This window comes from Sphingobacterium cavernae (genome assembly GCF_008520265.1).
In the GTDB taxonomy this organism is placed as follows: domain Bacteria; phylum Bacteroidota; class Bacteroidia; order Sphingobacteriales; family Sphingobacteriaceae; genus Sphingobacterium; species Sphingobacterium cavernae.
In genome coordinates this window covers 40428-57688 of the sequence record NZ_VIQM01000029.1, presented here as the reverse complement: position 1 = coordinate 57688, position 17261 = coordinate 40428, and the positions used below count along the sequence as shown (strand labels likewise).

At 35.0% G+C, this 17261-nt stretch carries 13 protein-coding genes; 10 read left to right on the top strand and 3 right to left on the bottom strand.

The window, feature by feature from the left end; all coding sequences use genetic code 11:
• Nucleotides 1–463: 463 nt before the first annotated feature.
• A complete protein-coding gene (locus FLS47_RS05960) occupies nucleotides 464–850 on the bottom strand; it encodes a VOC family protein (protein ID WP_149913468.1) in 387 nt (128 codons plus the stop codon).
• 366 nt (nucleotides 851–1216) lie between these two features.
• Between FLS47_RS05960 and FLS47_RS05955 the strand changes: the two genes are divergently transcribed.
• The 7 genes from FLS47_RS05955 to FLS47_RS05925 all read left to right on the top strand — a co-directional run bounded on the left by FLS47_RS05955 (nucleotide 1217) and on the right by FLS47_RS05925 (nucleotide 11183).
• Nucleotides 1217–2440, top strand: a complete 1224-nt coding sequence (locus FLS47_RS05955) for an aminotransferase class I/II-fold pyridoxal phosphate-dependent enzyme (protein ID WP_149913467.1) — start codon at nucleotides 1217–1219, stop codon at nucleotides 2438–2440.
• A gap of 55 nt (nucleotides 2441–2495) precedes the next feature.
• Entirely contained in the window at nucleotides 2496–3095 is a 600-nt protein-coding gene (locus FLS47_RS05950) for a TetR/AcrR family transcriptional regulator (RefSeq protein ID WP_188347372.1), read from the top strand.
• 569 nt (nucleotides 3096–3664) lie between these two features.
• Nucleotides 3665–4189, top strand: coding sequence for an RNA polymerase sigma factor (locus tag FLS47_RS05945; RefSeq protein WP_149913465.1), 525 nt, complete (start codon nucleotides 3665–3667; stop codon nucleotides 4187–4189).
• A 197-nt stretch (nucleotides 4190–4386) separates the two neighbouring features.
• The gene (locus FLS47_RS05940) at nucleotides 4387–5466 is read left to right on the top strand and encodes a FecR family protein (RefSeq protein ID WP_188347371.1); all 1080 of its coding nucleotides are present in this window, start codon (nucleotides 4387–4389) and stop codon (nucleotides 5464–5466) included.
• Nucleotides 5435–8500 (top strand): SusC/RagA family TonB-linked outer membrane protein, encoded by a 3066-nt coding sequence (locus tag FLS47_RS05935; RefSeq protein ID WP_223225149.1) that lies wholly within the window; start codon nucleotides 5435–5437, stop codon nucleotides 8498–8500. Before FLS47_RS05940 ends, FLS47_RS05935 begins: the two co-directional genes overlap by 32 nt.
• A gap of 19 nt (nucleotides 8501–8519) precedes the next feature.
• Nucleotides 8520–10169, top strand: coding sequence for a RagB/SusD family nutrient uptake outer membrane protein (locus FLS47_RS05930; protein ID WP_149913463.1), 1650 nt, complete (start codon nucleotides 8520–8522; stop codon nucleotides 10167–10169).
• 3 nt (nucleotides 10170–10172) lie between these two features.
• Nucleotides 10173–11183, top strand: coding sequence for a metallophosphoesterase (locus FLS47_RS05925; RefSeq protein ID WP_149913462.1), 1011 nt, complete (start codon nucleotides 10173–10175; stop codon nucleotides 11181–11183).
• 75 nt (nucleotides 11184–11258) lie between these two features.
• On the opposite strand, the gene FLS47_RS05920 is transcribed toward FLS47_RS05925, so the two are convergent.
• Entirely contained in the window at nucleotides 11259–12860 is a 1602-nt protein-coding gene (locus tag FLS47_RS05920; protein WP_149913461.1) for a M20/M25/M40 family metallo-hydrolase, read from the bottom strand.
• Between the two features lie 348 nt (nucleotides 12861–13208).
• On the opposite strand from FLS47_RS05920, the gene FLS47_RS05915 reads away from it, so the two are divergent.
• Nucleotides 13209–13622, top strand: coding sequence for a hypothetical protein (locus tag FLS47_RS05915; RefSeq protein ID WP_149913460.1), 414 nt, complete (start codon nucleotides 13209–13211; stop codon nucleotides 13620–13622).
• Complete coding sequence (locus FLS47_RS18960) at nucleotides 13622–13918, top strand: response regulator transcription factor (RefSeq protein WP_394349516.1); 297 nt, start codon at nucleotides 13622–13624, stop codon at nucleotides 13916–13918. Before FLS47_RS05915 ends, FLS47_RS18960 begins: the two co-directional genes overlap by 1 nt.
• A gap of 79 nt (nucleotides 13919–13997) precedes the next feature.
• On the opposite strand, the gene pgi is transcribed toward FLS47_RS18960, so the two are convergent.
• Nucleotides 13998–15644 (bottom strand): glucose-6-phosphate isomerase, encoded by a 1647-nt coding sequence (gene pgi / locus FLS47_RS05905; protein WP_149913458.1) that lies wholly within the window; start codon nucleotides 15642–15644, stop codon nucleotides 13998–14000.
• A 90-nt stretch (nucleotides 15645–15734) separates the two neighbouring features.
• Between pgi and prfB the strand changes: the two genes are divergently transcribed.
• Nucleotides 15735–16818, top strand: a protein-coding gene (gene prfB, locus FLS47_RS05900; protein WP_149913457.1) for a peptide chain release factor 2 whose coding sequence is annotated in 2 segments (ribosomal slippage) — nucleotides 15735–15794 and nucleotides 15796–16818 — 1083 coding nt in all. Because the reading frame shifts where the segments join, the coding sequence is not laid out codon by codon here.
• The last annotated feature ends 443 nt before the right edge of the window (nucleotides 16819–17261 follow it).

Below are 17261 nucleotides of genomic sequence, written 5' to 3'. Positions count from 1 at the left end.
GCTCTTTGATGGCTTCTATGGCTACCTTAGCCTTAAAGCTTGCACTGAATTTCCTGCGTTCTTTTTTCATTCTCAACTGCTAATTTAAACATTTATGCAGTTGTCCAGTAGTTGGGTAGTATGATAAAAAGTTCCTGTTCCAATGTCCTAATCAATAAAACAGCAAAACTAATATTTTATCTCAAGCCCCCAACTTTTTTGCTTGATCCATTAAAATCACCAGAATTAACTGAAAGAATAAACAATCAACTTTTTAAAATTAAAAAGCCTACAAGAAAATAAGCGTAACGCCCGGTCTAAACCTTAAATCAAAAAAAATTATATAACTATTAAAAAACTAAATTATGATTAAAAAGTGAATACCAGGATAGGGTGTCCTGGTATCACATAAAAACAATATTACCAATTGTTGATTGTAGAGAATTCTTATTAACTTAAAAATCTGTCAATGCGTATTAGTTTTTTAAGTATCCTTAACAGAAATATAATCTGTTAATTTATAAGATGGATCATCAACTAAACATAAAATATGTCCAAATGGAATTTTAACACGAGCGATCATTACTTGCCCACCTAATATAAAAGGTTTTTGAATTATATTTGCGCCCATCGATATCAAACGATTAAAAATTGATGCGATATCATTTACACCAACATAAACCATATTTTTTCGCCTCTTTTCTAAAGAATTATTATGCTCTTTATATAACGCTATTTCATATCCACCCAATGAAAAATACGTATAAATTCTATCTTCATTAACTGGTTTAACATCAAAAGCATTTTCAAACCATGCAATAGCTTGCTTAAATTCTTTATCGCTATTAGTATTTATTGGCAGCTTAATCATATTTCAAAAGATTTATTATTCACTTTTCAATCGCAAACTCATTACCTCGTAATAAAATGGATTGAAGGATAAAATATAAATAATTACACACCTAACACTCGCCGCTGACTTTTCTATTAATAACTAAAAATATATTATTTAGTTACACCAATTCTTAACTACACATTATCATTACATGGGTTTATTTTATGGTTTCACGCACCATCAAAACCATAAAATAACTTTTTTTTATTCCCATTTATTTAAAAATTTCCTTTATTTTAGAGCTTAATCTTAGATCAACCAATCTACCAAATAATCATTCTTAAATATGGTGCTAAATTAAAATACATTTTTTAAAAAAGTGGTGACATATTATTTCTAATTATGGATTTTCACAACAAAACTTTCAAAGACTTTGAAAATATTACGGAGCTAGACATCAATGGTAGATCAGAAATTTTTTCTGATTACCTCTCACATGTTAGATATGATGATCAGCAAACCTATAGGGTAGTTGCCACAAGTGGATGCAATTCAAAAATTAAACTAAAAAGTGATTTTGGAGATGAGTTTATTAGCTATGTGTCCAATGACTATTTAGGCTTTACACAACATCCAGAAGTAAAACAAGCGGCCATCGAAGGAATATCTAAATATGGAACAGGCGCTGGAGCATCTCCATTAATAGGTGGATTCTTCGATTACCATCAGCTCCTTGAAGAAAAGATTGCTGCTTTTTTTGGGTACCCTAGCGATTCTTCAATTATATTCACTACAGGTTATACAGCAAATAGTGCTACACTCTTAGCATTGTTACAAAAAGAAGATGTAGCCATTTTAGATAGTGGAGTACATACCTCTGTGCATGAAGGATGTATACTCACAAACAAAAAAACGTTTCCCCATAATAATATCGATGCTTTAGAAAGAATTCTCAAACAATATCAGGATAAATTTAGATCTAAATTGGTTGTTGTTGATGGCATATATTCTCAAGATGGAGACACGGCTCCACTTAAAGAAATATTAACATTATGCCGAAAATATGGAGCATATCTTATGGTCGATGATGCCCATGGAATTGGTGTAACTGGAAAAACAGGAAGAGGTGTATTAGAGCGAGATAACATAATAAAAGATGTAGATTTTATAACAGGAACCTTTAGTAAGTCTTTTGGAAATATCGGCGGATTTGTAATCTGTAATGCAAAAAATGCGAAATTTATCAAGTTTCAATCCAAACAACAGATTTTTTCTGCTACTGCCGGGGCCTCCACTCTAGGTATTATTAAAGCTATTGACTTAATTGATGATGAGCCACAATGGCTTAGACAACTTCAAGACAACATCATATATTTTAATAATGGTCTTAAAAAAATCAATGTTGATTTGGGCGTTAGAGAATCAGCTATTTTTCCTATTAAAATTGGAGATGATGTTAAAACACTATATGTAAGTAAAGAGCTAATGAAAAGAGGAATTTATACAAATCCTATCTTATATCCAGCTGTATCCAGAGGAGATTCACGTATACGCATGAGTTTATCCGCAGTCCACACCAAAGATCAAATGGATTATACATTAGCGGCGTTAGCACAATTAGTTTAAAAAAAACATTATGCGAAAAATTGTCGACGGAGAGATTCGTAATAAAGAACGAACAATGGAAAAGCTAATTGAGGCTGTGGGAGAGATTATTATTACAGATGGATATTCGAAGTTAAGAATCAACAATATCGCTAGAAAAGCTATGGTAGATAAAAAACTTATCTACCGCTATTTCGGAGGTTTGGATGAACTCTTGGCGCAATACTTCCGTAAAAGAGATTTTTGGGCGCAACTAAGTGAAGGAACTTTTGATAACATTGATTTATCATTCAAAGACCATGGAAAACATTTAGCATCAGAATTTTTGATACACCTTTTTGACAATCTTTATAATCTAGAGGAAGCGAGAAAAATTTTAACATGGGAAATATCGGAACAAAGTGAACATTTAAAAAGGTTGAGTTTTGAAAGAGAGCTTTTAGGCAAAGAAATGTTTGCACAAACCGATGAATATTTTAAAGATAGCCCTATTAATCTTCGGGCATGTTACGCTATTCTTCTATCTGGTGTATACTATTTAACATTGCATGCAAAAACAACTGGTGGAGAATTTTGTGAAATTGATATTAATAGTAAAAAAGGACAAGAGGAAATTAAGAAAGCCCTTTTCGACATGATTGAATTAATATTTAGAAAACCTAATATTAAATCATAACTAATGATATTTTGCTGAACTTTCCAAGTAGTTTTGGCAAAATATCCTTATTGAAAATCTAAAGCACAACACAAAATGTTAGGCTTCGCAACTAATGTGAACTACCCATTTGCTAAAGACAAATGGGCTTCGGGCTTCACAGACTTGTGCTTTGTTGCCAAAGTCTTATTTGAGTTGTTGTTTGGTTTCTATTAAAACTGTCAAAATAACATAACTCTAAATCAGTGGATTAGTATAAAGTTGCCGTCCAAATCGTTCTTAGAATATGTTAATATGCCTCTTATAAGTATGATTTTAGGACTGAATTTTTGTCTTGATTAATAAATTCATATCTTTACCAAAGATCAAATGCCTTTTCAGTTAGGATTTGATGACAGAACCAATATACAAACGACATTAATTAATTTTATCACTAAAAAATTGACGGAGTAAGAAATTTAAACATGTAGAATTACGTAATAAGTAATTCCTATAAATGCTACTTTCTTAATTAATCATTTTCAAAAATGATGTTTTGTTAATATACAATGAACTTTTAATTAACCATGACTAGCTAATTTCGCCTTGAAATGAATCTAATTGCGTCTATACAAGAAGATAACGACCAAGCTTTTTCGCAGGTCTATGAGAATTTTCATCGAGAAATTTACGGCTTTATAGTTCAACGTACTAAATCCGAATTTATAGCAGAAGAAGTAACTCAGCTAACATTTATTAAGGTCTGGAAAAATAGAGCCAAATTAAATCCATCATTACCAATAAATGTGCAGCTATTTGGTATGGCCAGACAAGTTATGATTGATGAACTTCGCAAAGAAGCAAATCGATTTAAATACGAAGGTGAAGCAGCAGTGACACCGTTTACAGATAACTTAATAAAGGCGCTAGAAAGTAAAGATCTTATTTGCATTATAGAAAAAGATATAGCAAAAATGCCACCGGTGAGACGTCTAGTCTTCGAATTGAGTAGAAAACAAGGCTTAACGCACAAAGAAATTGCACAGTCATTGAATATATCCACCAAATCCGTTGAACAACATATTACCAAAGCTTTAGTACAACTCAAGCAGCATCTATATTCTATAATGTTATAGCTAAAATTTAATTATTCAGGCCTAATTATTATTGTCCACTATATGAAATGTGAATATAATAATATCAACATCTACAGCCAATCCATAACAAGCGCAAAACCAACCCCTTAGGCTTTACTTGTATAGAATCCGATAATTCTAATGTTAAAAAATTAATATCAAGCTAGGGTCAAGTCCTTGACAAACGTAATATGTTTATGAAGGACAAGAAAAAGATAACTAATAACGAATTAAAAAAATCGGTATGGCGTAATCGGGAAAAAATAGTTGACCATTTGCTTGGTAATGAGTCATGGGAGAACTATAAATCTGAAAATAATGCGCATATCCCATCGGATAAAATATACAAAGCTGTCAAGTCACAAATCGTAAAAGATACCATTGAAGAATTTGACAGACGAGATAAAAAATATAAAATATATAGCATTATCAAATACAGTGCAGCCGCGTGCCTTATTATTTGTTTTTCTTGGATATTCTATCAACATCAGTTAGACAAGCAAGCGGAAATAAATATTGAAACCCTTTCAAATACCAACCTACCAGTACCACAGCAAGATATTTGGTTAACTGAAGTCAATACAGACAAAAAAATAAAATGGATAACATTACCAGACTCATCAAAAGTCAAATTATATCCTTCATCTCAGGTTAGCTATCCACAAAATTTCACAGCGACTAATAGAGACATACACTTAATTGGCAAGGCTTATTTTAAAGTAACTGAAGATTCGAATAAACCATTTAGCGTATGGAGTGATCATACTAAGACTACCGCACTAGGTACGTCCTTCACAATTGATGCTTATAAAAAGAAACGTAATACTACAGTGACTTTACATAGCGGAAAAATCGTTATTAAGTCTGCTAATGTAGAATCAAAATTTGATGAAATATACCTAAGCAATAGAGGTGAAAAACTTATACTTAACAATGCAACTCAGCAGTTAAACCATATAATTCCTTCTCAATTAAACAAAAGTAAACCTATCGAAAAGGTACCGAATGAAGTCCAGGCTCCAATTGTAAAAATGGAGAAAATGCCTCTTCCTGAAGTTGTCAACTTATTAAGTAGTCTTTATAAAACAGAAATTATTATTGAAGATAAATCACTTGAACATATAACTTTTACCGGAACTGTAAATTCAAGTACAGAAAATCTAGAAGATGCATTGCAAATAATTTGTCTGATTAACAGCCTGGAATGGCGTAAAAGTGAAGATGGCATCTATTACATCGACAAAAATGAAAAATCACAAAAAGAAACCAAAAATTAAGGATCTAAACATGCTTAAAAACCAATTAAACACATTGCCAAAGATGGCACTGCTCATTATCACATTATTGGGCACCAAACCTCTTTATGCGCAACAGGAACAAGTTAAAGGAGCTACACAGGATGAAAATGGACAACTTCTCTCTGGGGTAAGTATTAAGGCACTACATACTATCACCGGTAATTCATTTAACACCAGTTCGTCAAATAGCGGATTATTTACATTCAAAAATTTACCTGAAGGCGGGCCTTATCAATTTATATTCAGTAGTGTAGGCTATCAAAACGATACGTTGTCTGGATATACTATTAGAAATGGGCAACAAATTGCGTTGAGTGTCAGGATGAAAACAAGCAATCAAAACATTGATGAAGTCTACATCGGATATGGGATGACTAGCAAAAAAGATCTTACAGGATCCATCACATCAATAAAATCCGAAGATCTAAACACTGGAGTATTTAGTAATGTGGGTCAACTCCTGCAAGGAAAAGTCCCTGGATTAGTAATCTCCAATAATAATAGCAATCCAAACGCGACCCCATCTGTGACCTTACGTGGCTCATCCAGCCTAAGATCTGGTGAGGCAACAGAGCCTTATTATGTAATTGACGGTGTACCTGGCGCGTCTTTGGCTCTGGTTTCTCCACAAGATATTGAGAGCATAGATGTTCTGCGTGATGCTTCCGCAACAGCAATATACGGTTCCAAAGCAGCAAATGGTGTTATAATTGTAACAACTAAAAAAGGTAAAACAGGCCAATCTGCTATAAATTATGATAGCTATTTTGCTGTTGATAAGATCGCTAAACGTTTAGAAATGATGAATGCGCAGCAATATAGATCTTATATAAACGACAACGGCTTCTCCATGGAACCTGTAGATGATACAGGAGCCGATACAGATTGGCAAAAAGAAGTTAGTCGAACAGGAATCTCGCATAATCATAATGTTTCGATTTTGGGAGGTAACGAGAAAACCAAATATAGCGCTAGCATCAACACATTCAATAATCAAGGAGTAATAAAAGGCACAGACCTTGGTCGCCAGATAGGACGTGGATACCTTCAATCAAAGGCCATGAACGATAAATTAGATCTTTCATTCAATGTAAATGTCAGCCTAACAAAGCAGAATAACGTACCGGCGCTGGGACAAGGATTAAGCGTATTTGACGCGATGTATTATTATCTTCCGTATTCGCCTCTTAAAAATGATGATGGAACTTGGTTTGAAAATACACCCAGATCACAATATGCCAACCCAGTCTCATTAATTGAAGAAAATATTATTTTATCAAAGACAAAGTTAATTCAAGGTCATGCCAAGTTAGGTTATCAAATTTTTGATGGTATGAAATACAATTTAGACCTGTCTTTGCAAAACAAACAATATAACTTCAATGAATACAACAGCTCGCTATCAATGATAGCTCGTAATATGAATGGTAGGGCTACTAGAGCAGCTGTTGAAGATCAGCGTAAAGTTCTTGAAACAAACTTAGCCTATGACAAAACATTTAGCATGCATAAAATTAGCGCATTATTAGGCTACTCGTGGGAAGAAGCAGATAACAATGATGGAATACAACTTTCTGTATCTGATTTCTATGGTGATGATCTTACCTATTATAATCCCGGAATGGCTAATGTAATTAATCGTAATGGATTTGGAGGCTATTACCTATCGACATTACGTATGATTTCTTTATACTCTAGACTGAATTACATATTTGACAACAAGTATATCTTGCAAGGGACTTTACGCCGAGATGGCTCATCAGCCTTTGGTCTAAACAATCGTTGGGGCACATTTCCTTCAATATCCGCAGCATGGAAAATTTCGGAAGAAGACTTTTTGAAAGACAGCAATGTTATTAATGAACTAAAACTAAGAACTGGCTATGGATCCAGTGGTAACTCCTTAGGCTTTGATGTGTTTACCGCAAGATCAGTATATGGCGCATCTGTAACAGATTTTGAAAACAGTTTGGGTCAAATAGTACGGACCCTCAAAGCATTAAGAGATTCCAATCCAAATCTAAAATGGGAACGAACAGATATGTTAAATATTGGGGTAGACTTCTCACTATTTAATAATCGCTTAAGCGGATCTCTCGAGTGGTATGATAAGAATACAAGTGATTTAATATATAGCTTTGCAGTATCTCCGGTAATATACCCTTCAGGATACCTCACAGCCAATATTGGAAAAATAAATAATACAGGTTTTGAATTTAGTCTTAATACGGTTCCTGCTAAAACAGAATTTTTCACGTGGAATTCCGGAATTAATCTATCCCAAAACAAAAATATAGTCAAATCAATTTCTAATGAAAGATTCTCTTCCCAATTTATTGAATTAGCCTATTTGGACGGCGCTGGACATTCGAATGCAAATCAACAACGTTTAATGGAAGGACATGCAATTGGTCAGTTTTATACTTGGGAGTGGGCAGGTTATAATGAGGATGGTGTATCTACATTTTATGTGAGAGATGAAGATATGGGCGAGCGAACAGGAGAAACAACCATTACTCCGGAACTTAAAGATAGGGCCTTTACAGGCACAGCACTCCCGAAATTCACGTTGGGCTGGAACAACTCTCTAGCATACAAGCAATGGAGTGCAACTATGCTATTCCAAGGTGTATTTGGAGGAAAGATTATGAATGGTACACGAGCTAGACACTCTAACGTCGTTGGAAACGCAGGAAATAAAAACGTCTTAGCTGAGGTAGTGGATACCCAAAAGCCTACAGATATTAACGCACATTATTTGTCAGACCGCTATCTAGAATCGGGTGATTATTTGCGCATCGCAACCCTTTCTGTTGGCTACACAATCAAAAATATTGGAAACCAAATTAAGAATATTCGTCTGGCAGCGACAGTAAATAATCCTTATGTATTTACGAAGTACAAAGGGTTAGATCCAGAAGTAAATTTAGGTGGCCTTGAACCAGGTATTGATAATAGACAAACCTACCCACGTACACGCACCTTTATGTTTGGAGCAAATTTTAATTTTTAATTTAATTGGACACTAAAAAATGAGACATATAATCAAACCATTCTTTTTCACAGCTTTATCTTTTTCATTATGGGGCTGTACAGACTTAGATGTTGATATCAAATCACAATTTACAGAATTTCCGGACAATGAACGCGCCGCAGAAGCAATATCCGCAGACGTGTATACAGCGTATCGCGGAGCAATGGGAAGAGATCATTGGATGGTACAAACCTTGTCAGCTGACGAAGCAGTAAGTGTTTCTATGGGTTCAGATTGGTATGACGGAGGGCAATATAGACAATTTCATGTCCACAACTGGAATGCAGATAATGGCATGTTAACCAATATGTGGAATTCAGCCATCGTTGGGATAGTAAATAGCAATAATGTATTAACCATTATTAATAATGATGAAGCGGATATTGCAGCCCCAATTCGTGCTATGCGTGCATTCTACCATTTTATTTTAATGGATAATTTTGGAGCTGCTCCTATACTAAAAGGTAGAGTCGAGGTTCAACCAGATAGATCTCCAAGACCTGAAGTATGCCGATTCATTGAGTCGGAATTACTGGAAATAAAAGATAAATTACCAACTACTGTAAACTCTAGTACATACGGAAAAGTAACCAAATACATGGCTGAGGCATTACTCGCTAAGCTGTATTTAAATTGGTCGGTGTATACTGCACAAAATGTAGAAGATTATACACCAAACGCATCGAACGAAAAGCTGCAAGAAGTAGTAAAAATGTGCGACAATATCATTGCCTCCAATCAATTTAACCTCACTAGTCATAAATTCTTAGAAAAATTTCGTCCCGATAATGGCCCTCAAATCAAAGATTTTATTTTTGTAATGCCCTACGATAAAGAAAGTCAACAAGGGATGACATTCTCACGCTTTTGGATACACCGTAGTGCCCAAAATCAATTTGCAAATCTACCACAAAGTGTGGGAGGAACTTTTCGTGTATTACCCACTTATTTAGATAAATTTAATTTAGCTGGAGACGAACGTAACGCGTCATATATTGGCGGAAAGCAATACTATTGGAGCAACTATCAAGAAGACAGAACTAGACCATTTTTAATTCGAACTTCCAAAAAGGGTATAGACCAAGATTACGTGGGCGCAGATGCCGACACACAGTTTGAATGGCAATTGGACATAACTAGAGACATTATTCTTCGTCCGGATGGAGCGGCTACGCTTAATGTTGGGAATGATCAAAAAGGTCGATCTATGGGATATAGATCTATTAAATTTTACATGGATGTAAATGTAACTTCTGCTCATCAACGTAATCAAAGTAATGACGTGCCAATTTTTAGATATGCAGACATTTTACTAATGAAAGCTGAAGCCATTTTACGTGGGGCATCTGCGACAAATGGCGAAACACCAATGAGCTTAGTCAATCAAATACGCGCATATGTTAAAGCCCCCCTGTTAACAGCCTCCCCTACATTACAAGATGTATTGGATGAACGCGCCAGAGAATTTGCAGATGAATCCTGGAGACGCAATGATCTTATTCGCTATGGAAAATTTGAGGATAAATGGGGCTTCAGGGATTTATATGCCGCAAGCTATACAGAAAAATTCAGACGAATATTTCCTGTTCCCACTACAGTTCTCAACCTAAACAATATTTGGAAACAAAATCCGGGATACGTCAATTAGAATATGAGGAGACGACAATTTTTAAAGAACACATTTGCTAGCGCAATAGGAACCAGTATTGCAAGTTCTTCGCTTGGAAAGATAGCATCACCAAATACCATCACAAATATTGATAGTGAGGATATCGATGGACGATCGAATTTAACGAACGAAGGCTTATTGAATTTTGTAGCAATAGGCGATTGGGGGCGCAATGGTGCTGACCATCAACTCCAGGTTGCAAAGCAAATGGGTAACTGGGTAACTAATAATCCAAATGATTTCATAATATCTACGGGAGATAATTTTTATCCCAGTGGAGTCATTAGTGAACATGATCCCTTATGGCATTATTCTTTCGAAAATATTTATACTGATTTTGCTTTGCAGTGGGACTGGTATCCTATCTTAGGAAATCATGATTACAAATCTGATCCGGATGCGCAGGTACGCTACACTAAAATTAGTAGGCGCTGGAAAATGCCAGCCCGCTACTATAGCAAAGTATTCAATCTCAAGGAAAAAGGGAAAGTTTTAATAGCATTTATTGACACTAATCCCTTAATACCTGAGTTTTATAAAAACAGTGAATACGGACCGCATGTTGCCGGTCAACAAGCAGAGAAGCAACTAGAATGGCTAGATAAGCTTCTGGCATCGCAAGACCAAGAAGTTAAGTGGAAAATTGTTGTTGGTCATCATCCGATTTATACGGTTGGTCCTCGAACTAATAATTATGACACACTAGCTGTAAGGAAAGTTTTAGAAGCTATCCTGCATAAGAATAAAGTAGATGCGTATTTATCTGGGCATGATCATTCCCTACAACATATTAAAGTTGAACAGATGCATTTTCATCAGTTTATTTCAGGATCAGGATCAGAGGTTACACCTGTTAAGTCAGACCTTAAAATAAGCAGATTTGCAGCAGCGGATTATGGATTCATGTATTTTTCTGTAGATGATAAATGTTTATCAGCTAAAATCATCAATCATGAAGGTAAAAAGCTATATGAAACCACTATTCACAAATAAAAGAAAGACTATCTTTATGTGAATTTTTGAATATTATAAATGGGTAGCATTGATTTGCTACCCATTTATAATTTATTAGTACCCCACTCCTGTCCTGCGCGGCTGTCTGATTGCAGGCCAAGATTGTGGCTTGCCATCTCTACCCAGGGGTAATACGCGTTGTTCCCTGTTTACCAATTCCGGCTCCTCAGATGCTTTATAAGTCATAATTGCTGTAAGTATTACATTCCATTTCAAATCATCAAATACAAGTTTATCATAGGTATCCAGATTGGTATGCCAAGTATTATTGAAATACCCCCAAGACAAAGAGCTTAACATAAATGCTGGTATACCGGCAGCTACGAAAGAAGCGTGATCGGAACCACCGCCACCTGGTGAACCAGGAAATTCTGTTTTAATATCTTTTGTAATTTCTTCTGGAACGGCACTCAACCATCTTCCAACATAATCGTAAGCATGTACAAAGCCCGAGCCGTTAATGCGCTCCACGCGCCCTGTACCATTATCCAAATTAAATACAGCCTGTGTTTTTTCTACAATTTCTGGATTATCCAACACAAAGGAGCGAGATCCATTCAATCCTTGCTCCTCAGATCCCCAGAGACCTATTAATATGGTACGTTTTGGATGAGGTAATATTTTCTTTAACACACGCGCTGCCTCCATCATCGCAATTGTACCTGTACCATTATCCGTAGCGCCTGATCCACCTTCCCAAGAGTCCAAATGCGCAGACAGAATAATATATTCATTTGGTTTTTCCGAACCCTTAATTTCTGCTAATGTATTAAAAGAAGGAACTGGACCTAACGACTTAGAAGCTGTATTGACTGCAATCTTTGGTTTAATACCATTGTTCGCCAAGCGGTTTAAAATGCCATAATCCTCCAGCGAAATATCTAGGGTTGGAACTTTTTTAGAGCGCGCTCCAAAAATTTTATTAGCACCATACTCTCTTGACCAGTTGCTTGTAAGTATGCCTATAGCACCCGCATTTTCTAAAATTCCGGGAATAGAATTTACATTATAACCAGTTGCTCTAATCTTATTTGCCCATGCGATACTTAAAGAATCACGATGTTTATTCATTTTGGCAATAGATTCCACCGTACCATACTTTTCCCAATCGTGATCCGGTCGACCTGTTGGCTGCGGCATAGAAATCATAACATATTTACCCTTAACATTGGGCAACCAATTCTGAAAACTGATTGAATCTTTGATCTCAGGCAGTGCGATCACCTCTCCTTCTATAGTTTTGCCTTTGGTACTCGGGCTCCATGCCAATTGCGTTCCAGCTAAGGTTTTAACTCGTGGATAAACCATATCAACGTGTGAAATACCACGCTCCCACCCTTCCCATTCACCGAATTGTTGATTTTTAGCAGAAATACCCCAGCTTTCAAACTTCTTCACTGCCCAATTATTCGCATTAGTCATACCAGAAGTACCTACCAAGCGCGGCCCTACCACATCGAGCAGTTCAAAAGCTAATCCCTCCAATTGGGAATTCTTATTTACCTCTTCTACTATTTTGGCAACAATAGGATCCAAATTTTGAGCAGATCGCTGTCCTCTTCCTTGAGCAAAAGCACTTTCATAGAATAAGACACTTAAAATGATTGCACTTGACCAAACGAAAGATCTGCCCTGACGAATGAATTTTTGTTTCATAGTTAGTTAAATTGTAGTTAGTTCATATGTATATTTCGAATTTAGGTAATTAAATTAAAAACCTAACGTAAAATCATAGGTACATTTTCAACTATTAAACCATAAAAATCACTTAGCAAGCCGTTAAATGCACGTACAAATAAGTTAAAAATAAAATTAGCTAACAAAAACAAAAAAAATATAGCATATAATCAAAAATAATTTAATTTAAAAATATGGTTTTTAAAACTAATTTATATTCCTAATTATCAAAACATTCTATTTGTTAGATAAAAAACATATATTTAACATGTGTTTTTCTAAAAACACACTTTAGCCAAACATTAACCACTTATTAAATGAGCAATTATGACAAAAACTGACCAATACATAAATGATGTTAGCGAATGTTTTAAAAATAATGATAAAATAATCTTCGATATTGCAAACAAAATACCTGCATCTTTAATGATTCATGATATTGAAAATAATGAAATAGTTAGATGTAGTTACATGAATAAATGGGGATGCGAATACCTAAAAACAACACCCCAAGAAATAAATGATTTGGGCACAGAATATTATAATCGATATTTTTTTATTGAAGAAATCCAAGATTATCTTAATGATATTACGAAATTTATCACTAAAGAAGATTTAGATAATCATTATAACTTTTTTCAACGGGTAAAAGCACATGGGGAAGAGGAACCTGCTTGGTTTTATACTGTATGTAAAATAACACAATCAGATCATCTTAATACCAATTCTAAAAAAAGTTAATTGTATTATCATCACCGATTATTGGATTTAACAGTTTAATAAATCGAGTTAATAAAACATTAAATCTCGAGGGGTATATCGGAAGTAACTTTAAAAGATTCTCTTTATTAACTGCTCGTGAAAAACAAATTATGATATTACTCGCAAAGGGATTATCCTCAAATGAAATTGCAGAGAAACTCTTCATTTCTAATTACACAGTTTCCACACATAGAAGGAATTTAATAAAAAAAATAAACTGCAAATCTAGAACTGAACTTATTAGATTTGCTATAGCTTTTGAATTGATTGAATAAAAAAAAGCTGCGAATTAATCTCAATATAGACTAAGAAGTAAACAAATACTCTTTTTACTTCTTAGTCATTTGCTTGCCATTATCTCCAAGCTTTATATTGATTGATTAACCCATTTGTCGAGCTATCGTGTGATTCGACTTCTTCAGTACCACGTAATTCTGGAAGGATCTTTGAAGCTAATTGCTTCCCTAATTCTACCCCCCATTGGTCGAAACTGTAAATATTCCAAATTATACCCTGAACAAAAATCTTGTGTTCGTAAATAGCAATTAAAGAACCTAACGATCTTGGCGAAATTTCTTTCAAAAGAATAGAGTTTGTCGGACGATTACCTTCAAACACTTTATAATTTTTAAGCTTTTCAATTTCGTCTTGCGATTTTCCTGCTTCAACAAATTCCGCGACGACTTCATCCTCTGTCTTACCATTCATTAATGCCTCTGTCTGAGCAAAGAAATTTGAAAGCAACATTTGGTGATGATTTCCAATTGGATTATGTGAGTTTGCAGGCGCTATAAAATCACAAGGAATTAATTTAGTACCTTGGTGAATCAATTGGTAGAATGCATGCTGTCCATTTGTACCAGGTTCGCCCCAAATAATTGGACCTGTCTGATAGTCAACACGATTTCCATTTCGATCAATGTACTTCCCATTACTTTCCATATCGCCTTGTTGGAAATAAGCTGAAAAGCGGTGTAGATACTGATCATAGGGCAAAATTGCATGACTTTCTGCTTCAAAGAAGTTGTTATACCATATACCTAATAAAGCTAAAATAACTGGAATATTTGCTTCAAACTCTGTCGTACGGAAATGTTCATCCGCTTCGTAAGCACCTTTTAATAATTCTTCAAAATTATCGTATCCAATGCCTAAAGCAATAGAAAGACCAATAGCTGACCATAAAGAATAACGACCGCCTACCCAATCCCAAAACTCAAACATATTTTTGGTATCAATTCCAAAAGCAGAAACACCTTTTTCGTTTGTACTCAAAGCCACGAAATGTTTTGCTACGTCCGCTTGCAAAGCCCCAGATTTCAAGAACCAATCTTTAGCAGATTCAGCATTTGCCATTGTTTCTTGCGTAGTAAAGGTCTTTGAAGCAATTAGAAATAATGTCGTTTCAGGATTTACATTTTTCAACGTTTCCGCGATGTGCGTACCGTCCACGTTGGAAACAAAATGAAGATTTAAACGCGTTTTATATGGCTTTAGAGCTTCCGTAACCATTACTGGTCCTAAATCCGAACCGCCAATTCCAATATTGACTACATCCGTGATTTCTTTTCCCGTGAAACCTTTCCACCCACCCGACAAAATCTGATTTACAAATTCTTTCATATGAGCCAATACTGCACGCACTCTAGGCATCACATCTTCCCCGTCAACAAACACAGGCTGATCAGATTGATTACGCAACGCGGTATGAAGCACTTGTCTACCTTCCGTTACATTGATTTTTTCACCATCAAACATCGCTTTAATGGCCGCGTCCAGTTTGCATTCTTTAGCCAATTGAATTAATAATGCTAAAGTTTGTTCGTTGATTCTGTTTTTGGAAAAATCCAATAAAATATCATTGAATAGGATAGAGAATTTTTCAAAACGAGCTGGATCTTCGGCAAATAAATCTTTTAGCGATTTTTCATTTAAGGTGATGTAGTGATCTACGAGGTATTTATAAGATGATGTTTGTGTAAAATCTATACTGGGAAACATGTTTAAGTTTTATATTTATTAATAATTAAACAAATATAATGTAAAATCGTTGAATTTCTAATTTACCAATTTACTTACTACCTTTGATTTATGACCAAAGAACAAATACAAGACTTGAGGGATCGCGTGACATCCCTGAGGAGGCATCTTTGACATCGATGCGAAAAAAGCAGAGATTGAAAAAGACACAGAAATAACGCTTCAATCCAATTTTTGGGATTCTCCCAAAGAAGCCGAAAAAGTACTACACGGCATTAAAAACTTAAAAATCTGGACAGAAAATTTTGATCAAGTATCGGCAGCTGTTGACGATGTCGCTATTATGTATGAATTCTTTCAATCGGGCGATGCAAGTGAAAAAGATGCTGAAGAGCAATATCAATTGGCACTGAATGAAGTTGAAGAATTGGAATTCAAAAATATGCTAAGCGCAGAAGAAGACCAACTAGATGCTATTTTACAAATAACGGCAGGTGCTGGAGGAACAGAATCGTGTGATTGGGCTGCAATGTTAATGCGTATGTATATCATGTGGGGTGAAAGACATGGATGCAAGATCACTGAACAAGATTACCAAGAAGGTGATGTCGCTGGAATTAAAACAGTCACATTACAGTTTTCAGGAAACTTTGCCTATGGCTATCTAAAAGGCGAAAATGGCGTACATCGTTTGGTTCGTATATCACCTTTTGACTCCAATGCAAAACGCCATACCTCATTCGCATCTGTCTATGTCTATCCATTAGTAGATGATAATATTGAGATCGATATTAAAGATTCGGAAATAGAATTTGATACTTTCCGTGCTGGGGGGGCAGGTGGTCAGAATGTGAATAAAGTGGAAACAGCTGTTCGCTTACACCATAAACCCTCAGGTATTATTATCAAAAATCAAGAGTCTCGTTCACAACTGCAGAATAAAGAAAATGCCTTACGCTTATTGAAATCACAATTATATGAAATCGAAATGCGCAAACGCCAAGAAGCTTCAGCAGCAATTGAAGGTTCCAAAAAGAAAATTGAATGGGGATCCCAAATCCGTAATTATGTGTTACATCCATACAAATTGATTAAAGATTTAAGAACAGGCACCGAAACTTCCAATACACAAGCTGTACTAGATGGTGATTTGGATGAATTTCTAAAAACTTACTTGATGGAGTTTGGAGGATAATAATTTTGTTTGCTTAGATGCGCAAATATTTTGTATTTAAGCAAACATTTTAATATTCTACAATTCTAAATAATCGTACCCTCAGCTTCCATCCTTTATTTTAAAATTGTTTTTTAAAATAATATTACCCTTTCAAAGCCGAGACATACAACTCAAAGATTTTCAATTCGGATAAATGTATCTCAAAGAATACCAACAGAAAATAATACCTCAGAAAAGGCAATACAAAATGTAAAGCTTGAGCAAAAAGTATCTAGTATGTGCAAAACGTAGAGATACATGCACTACCCTCCCACTAGCTTTTTTAACCTCTAGCAACTAGATAACCTAAGTAGTTGCAAATAATAAATAGCAATCTTAATTATAAAGCCAGCCTTAACAACTACTATTCCTAAAATTTAAACTCTACTGTATTATATTATCAGAATTGATTTTTAGTAAAA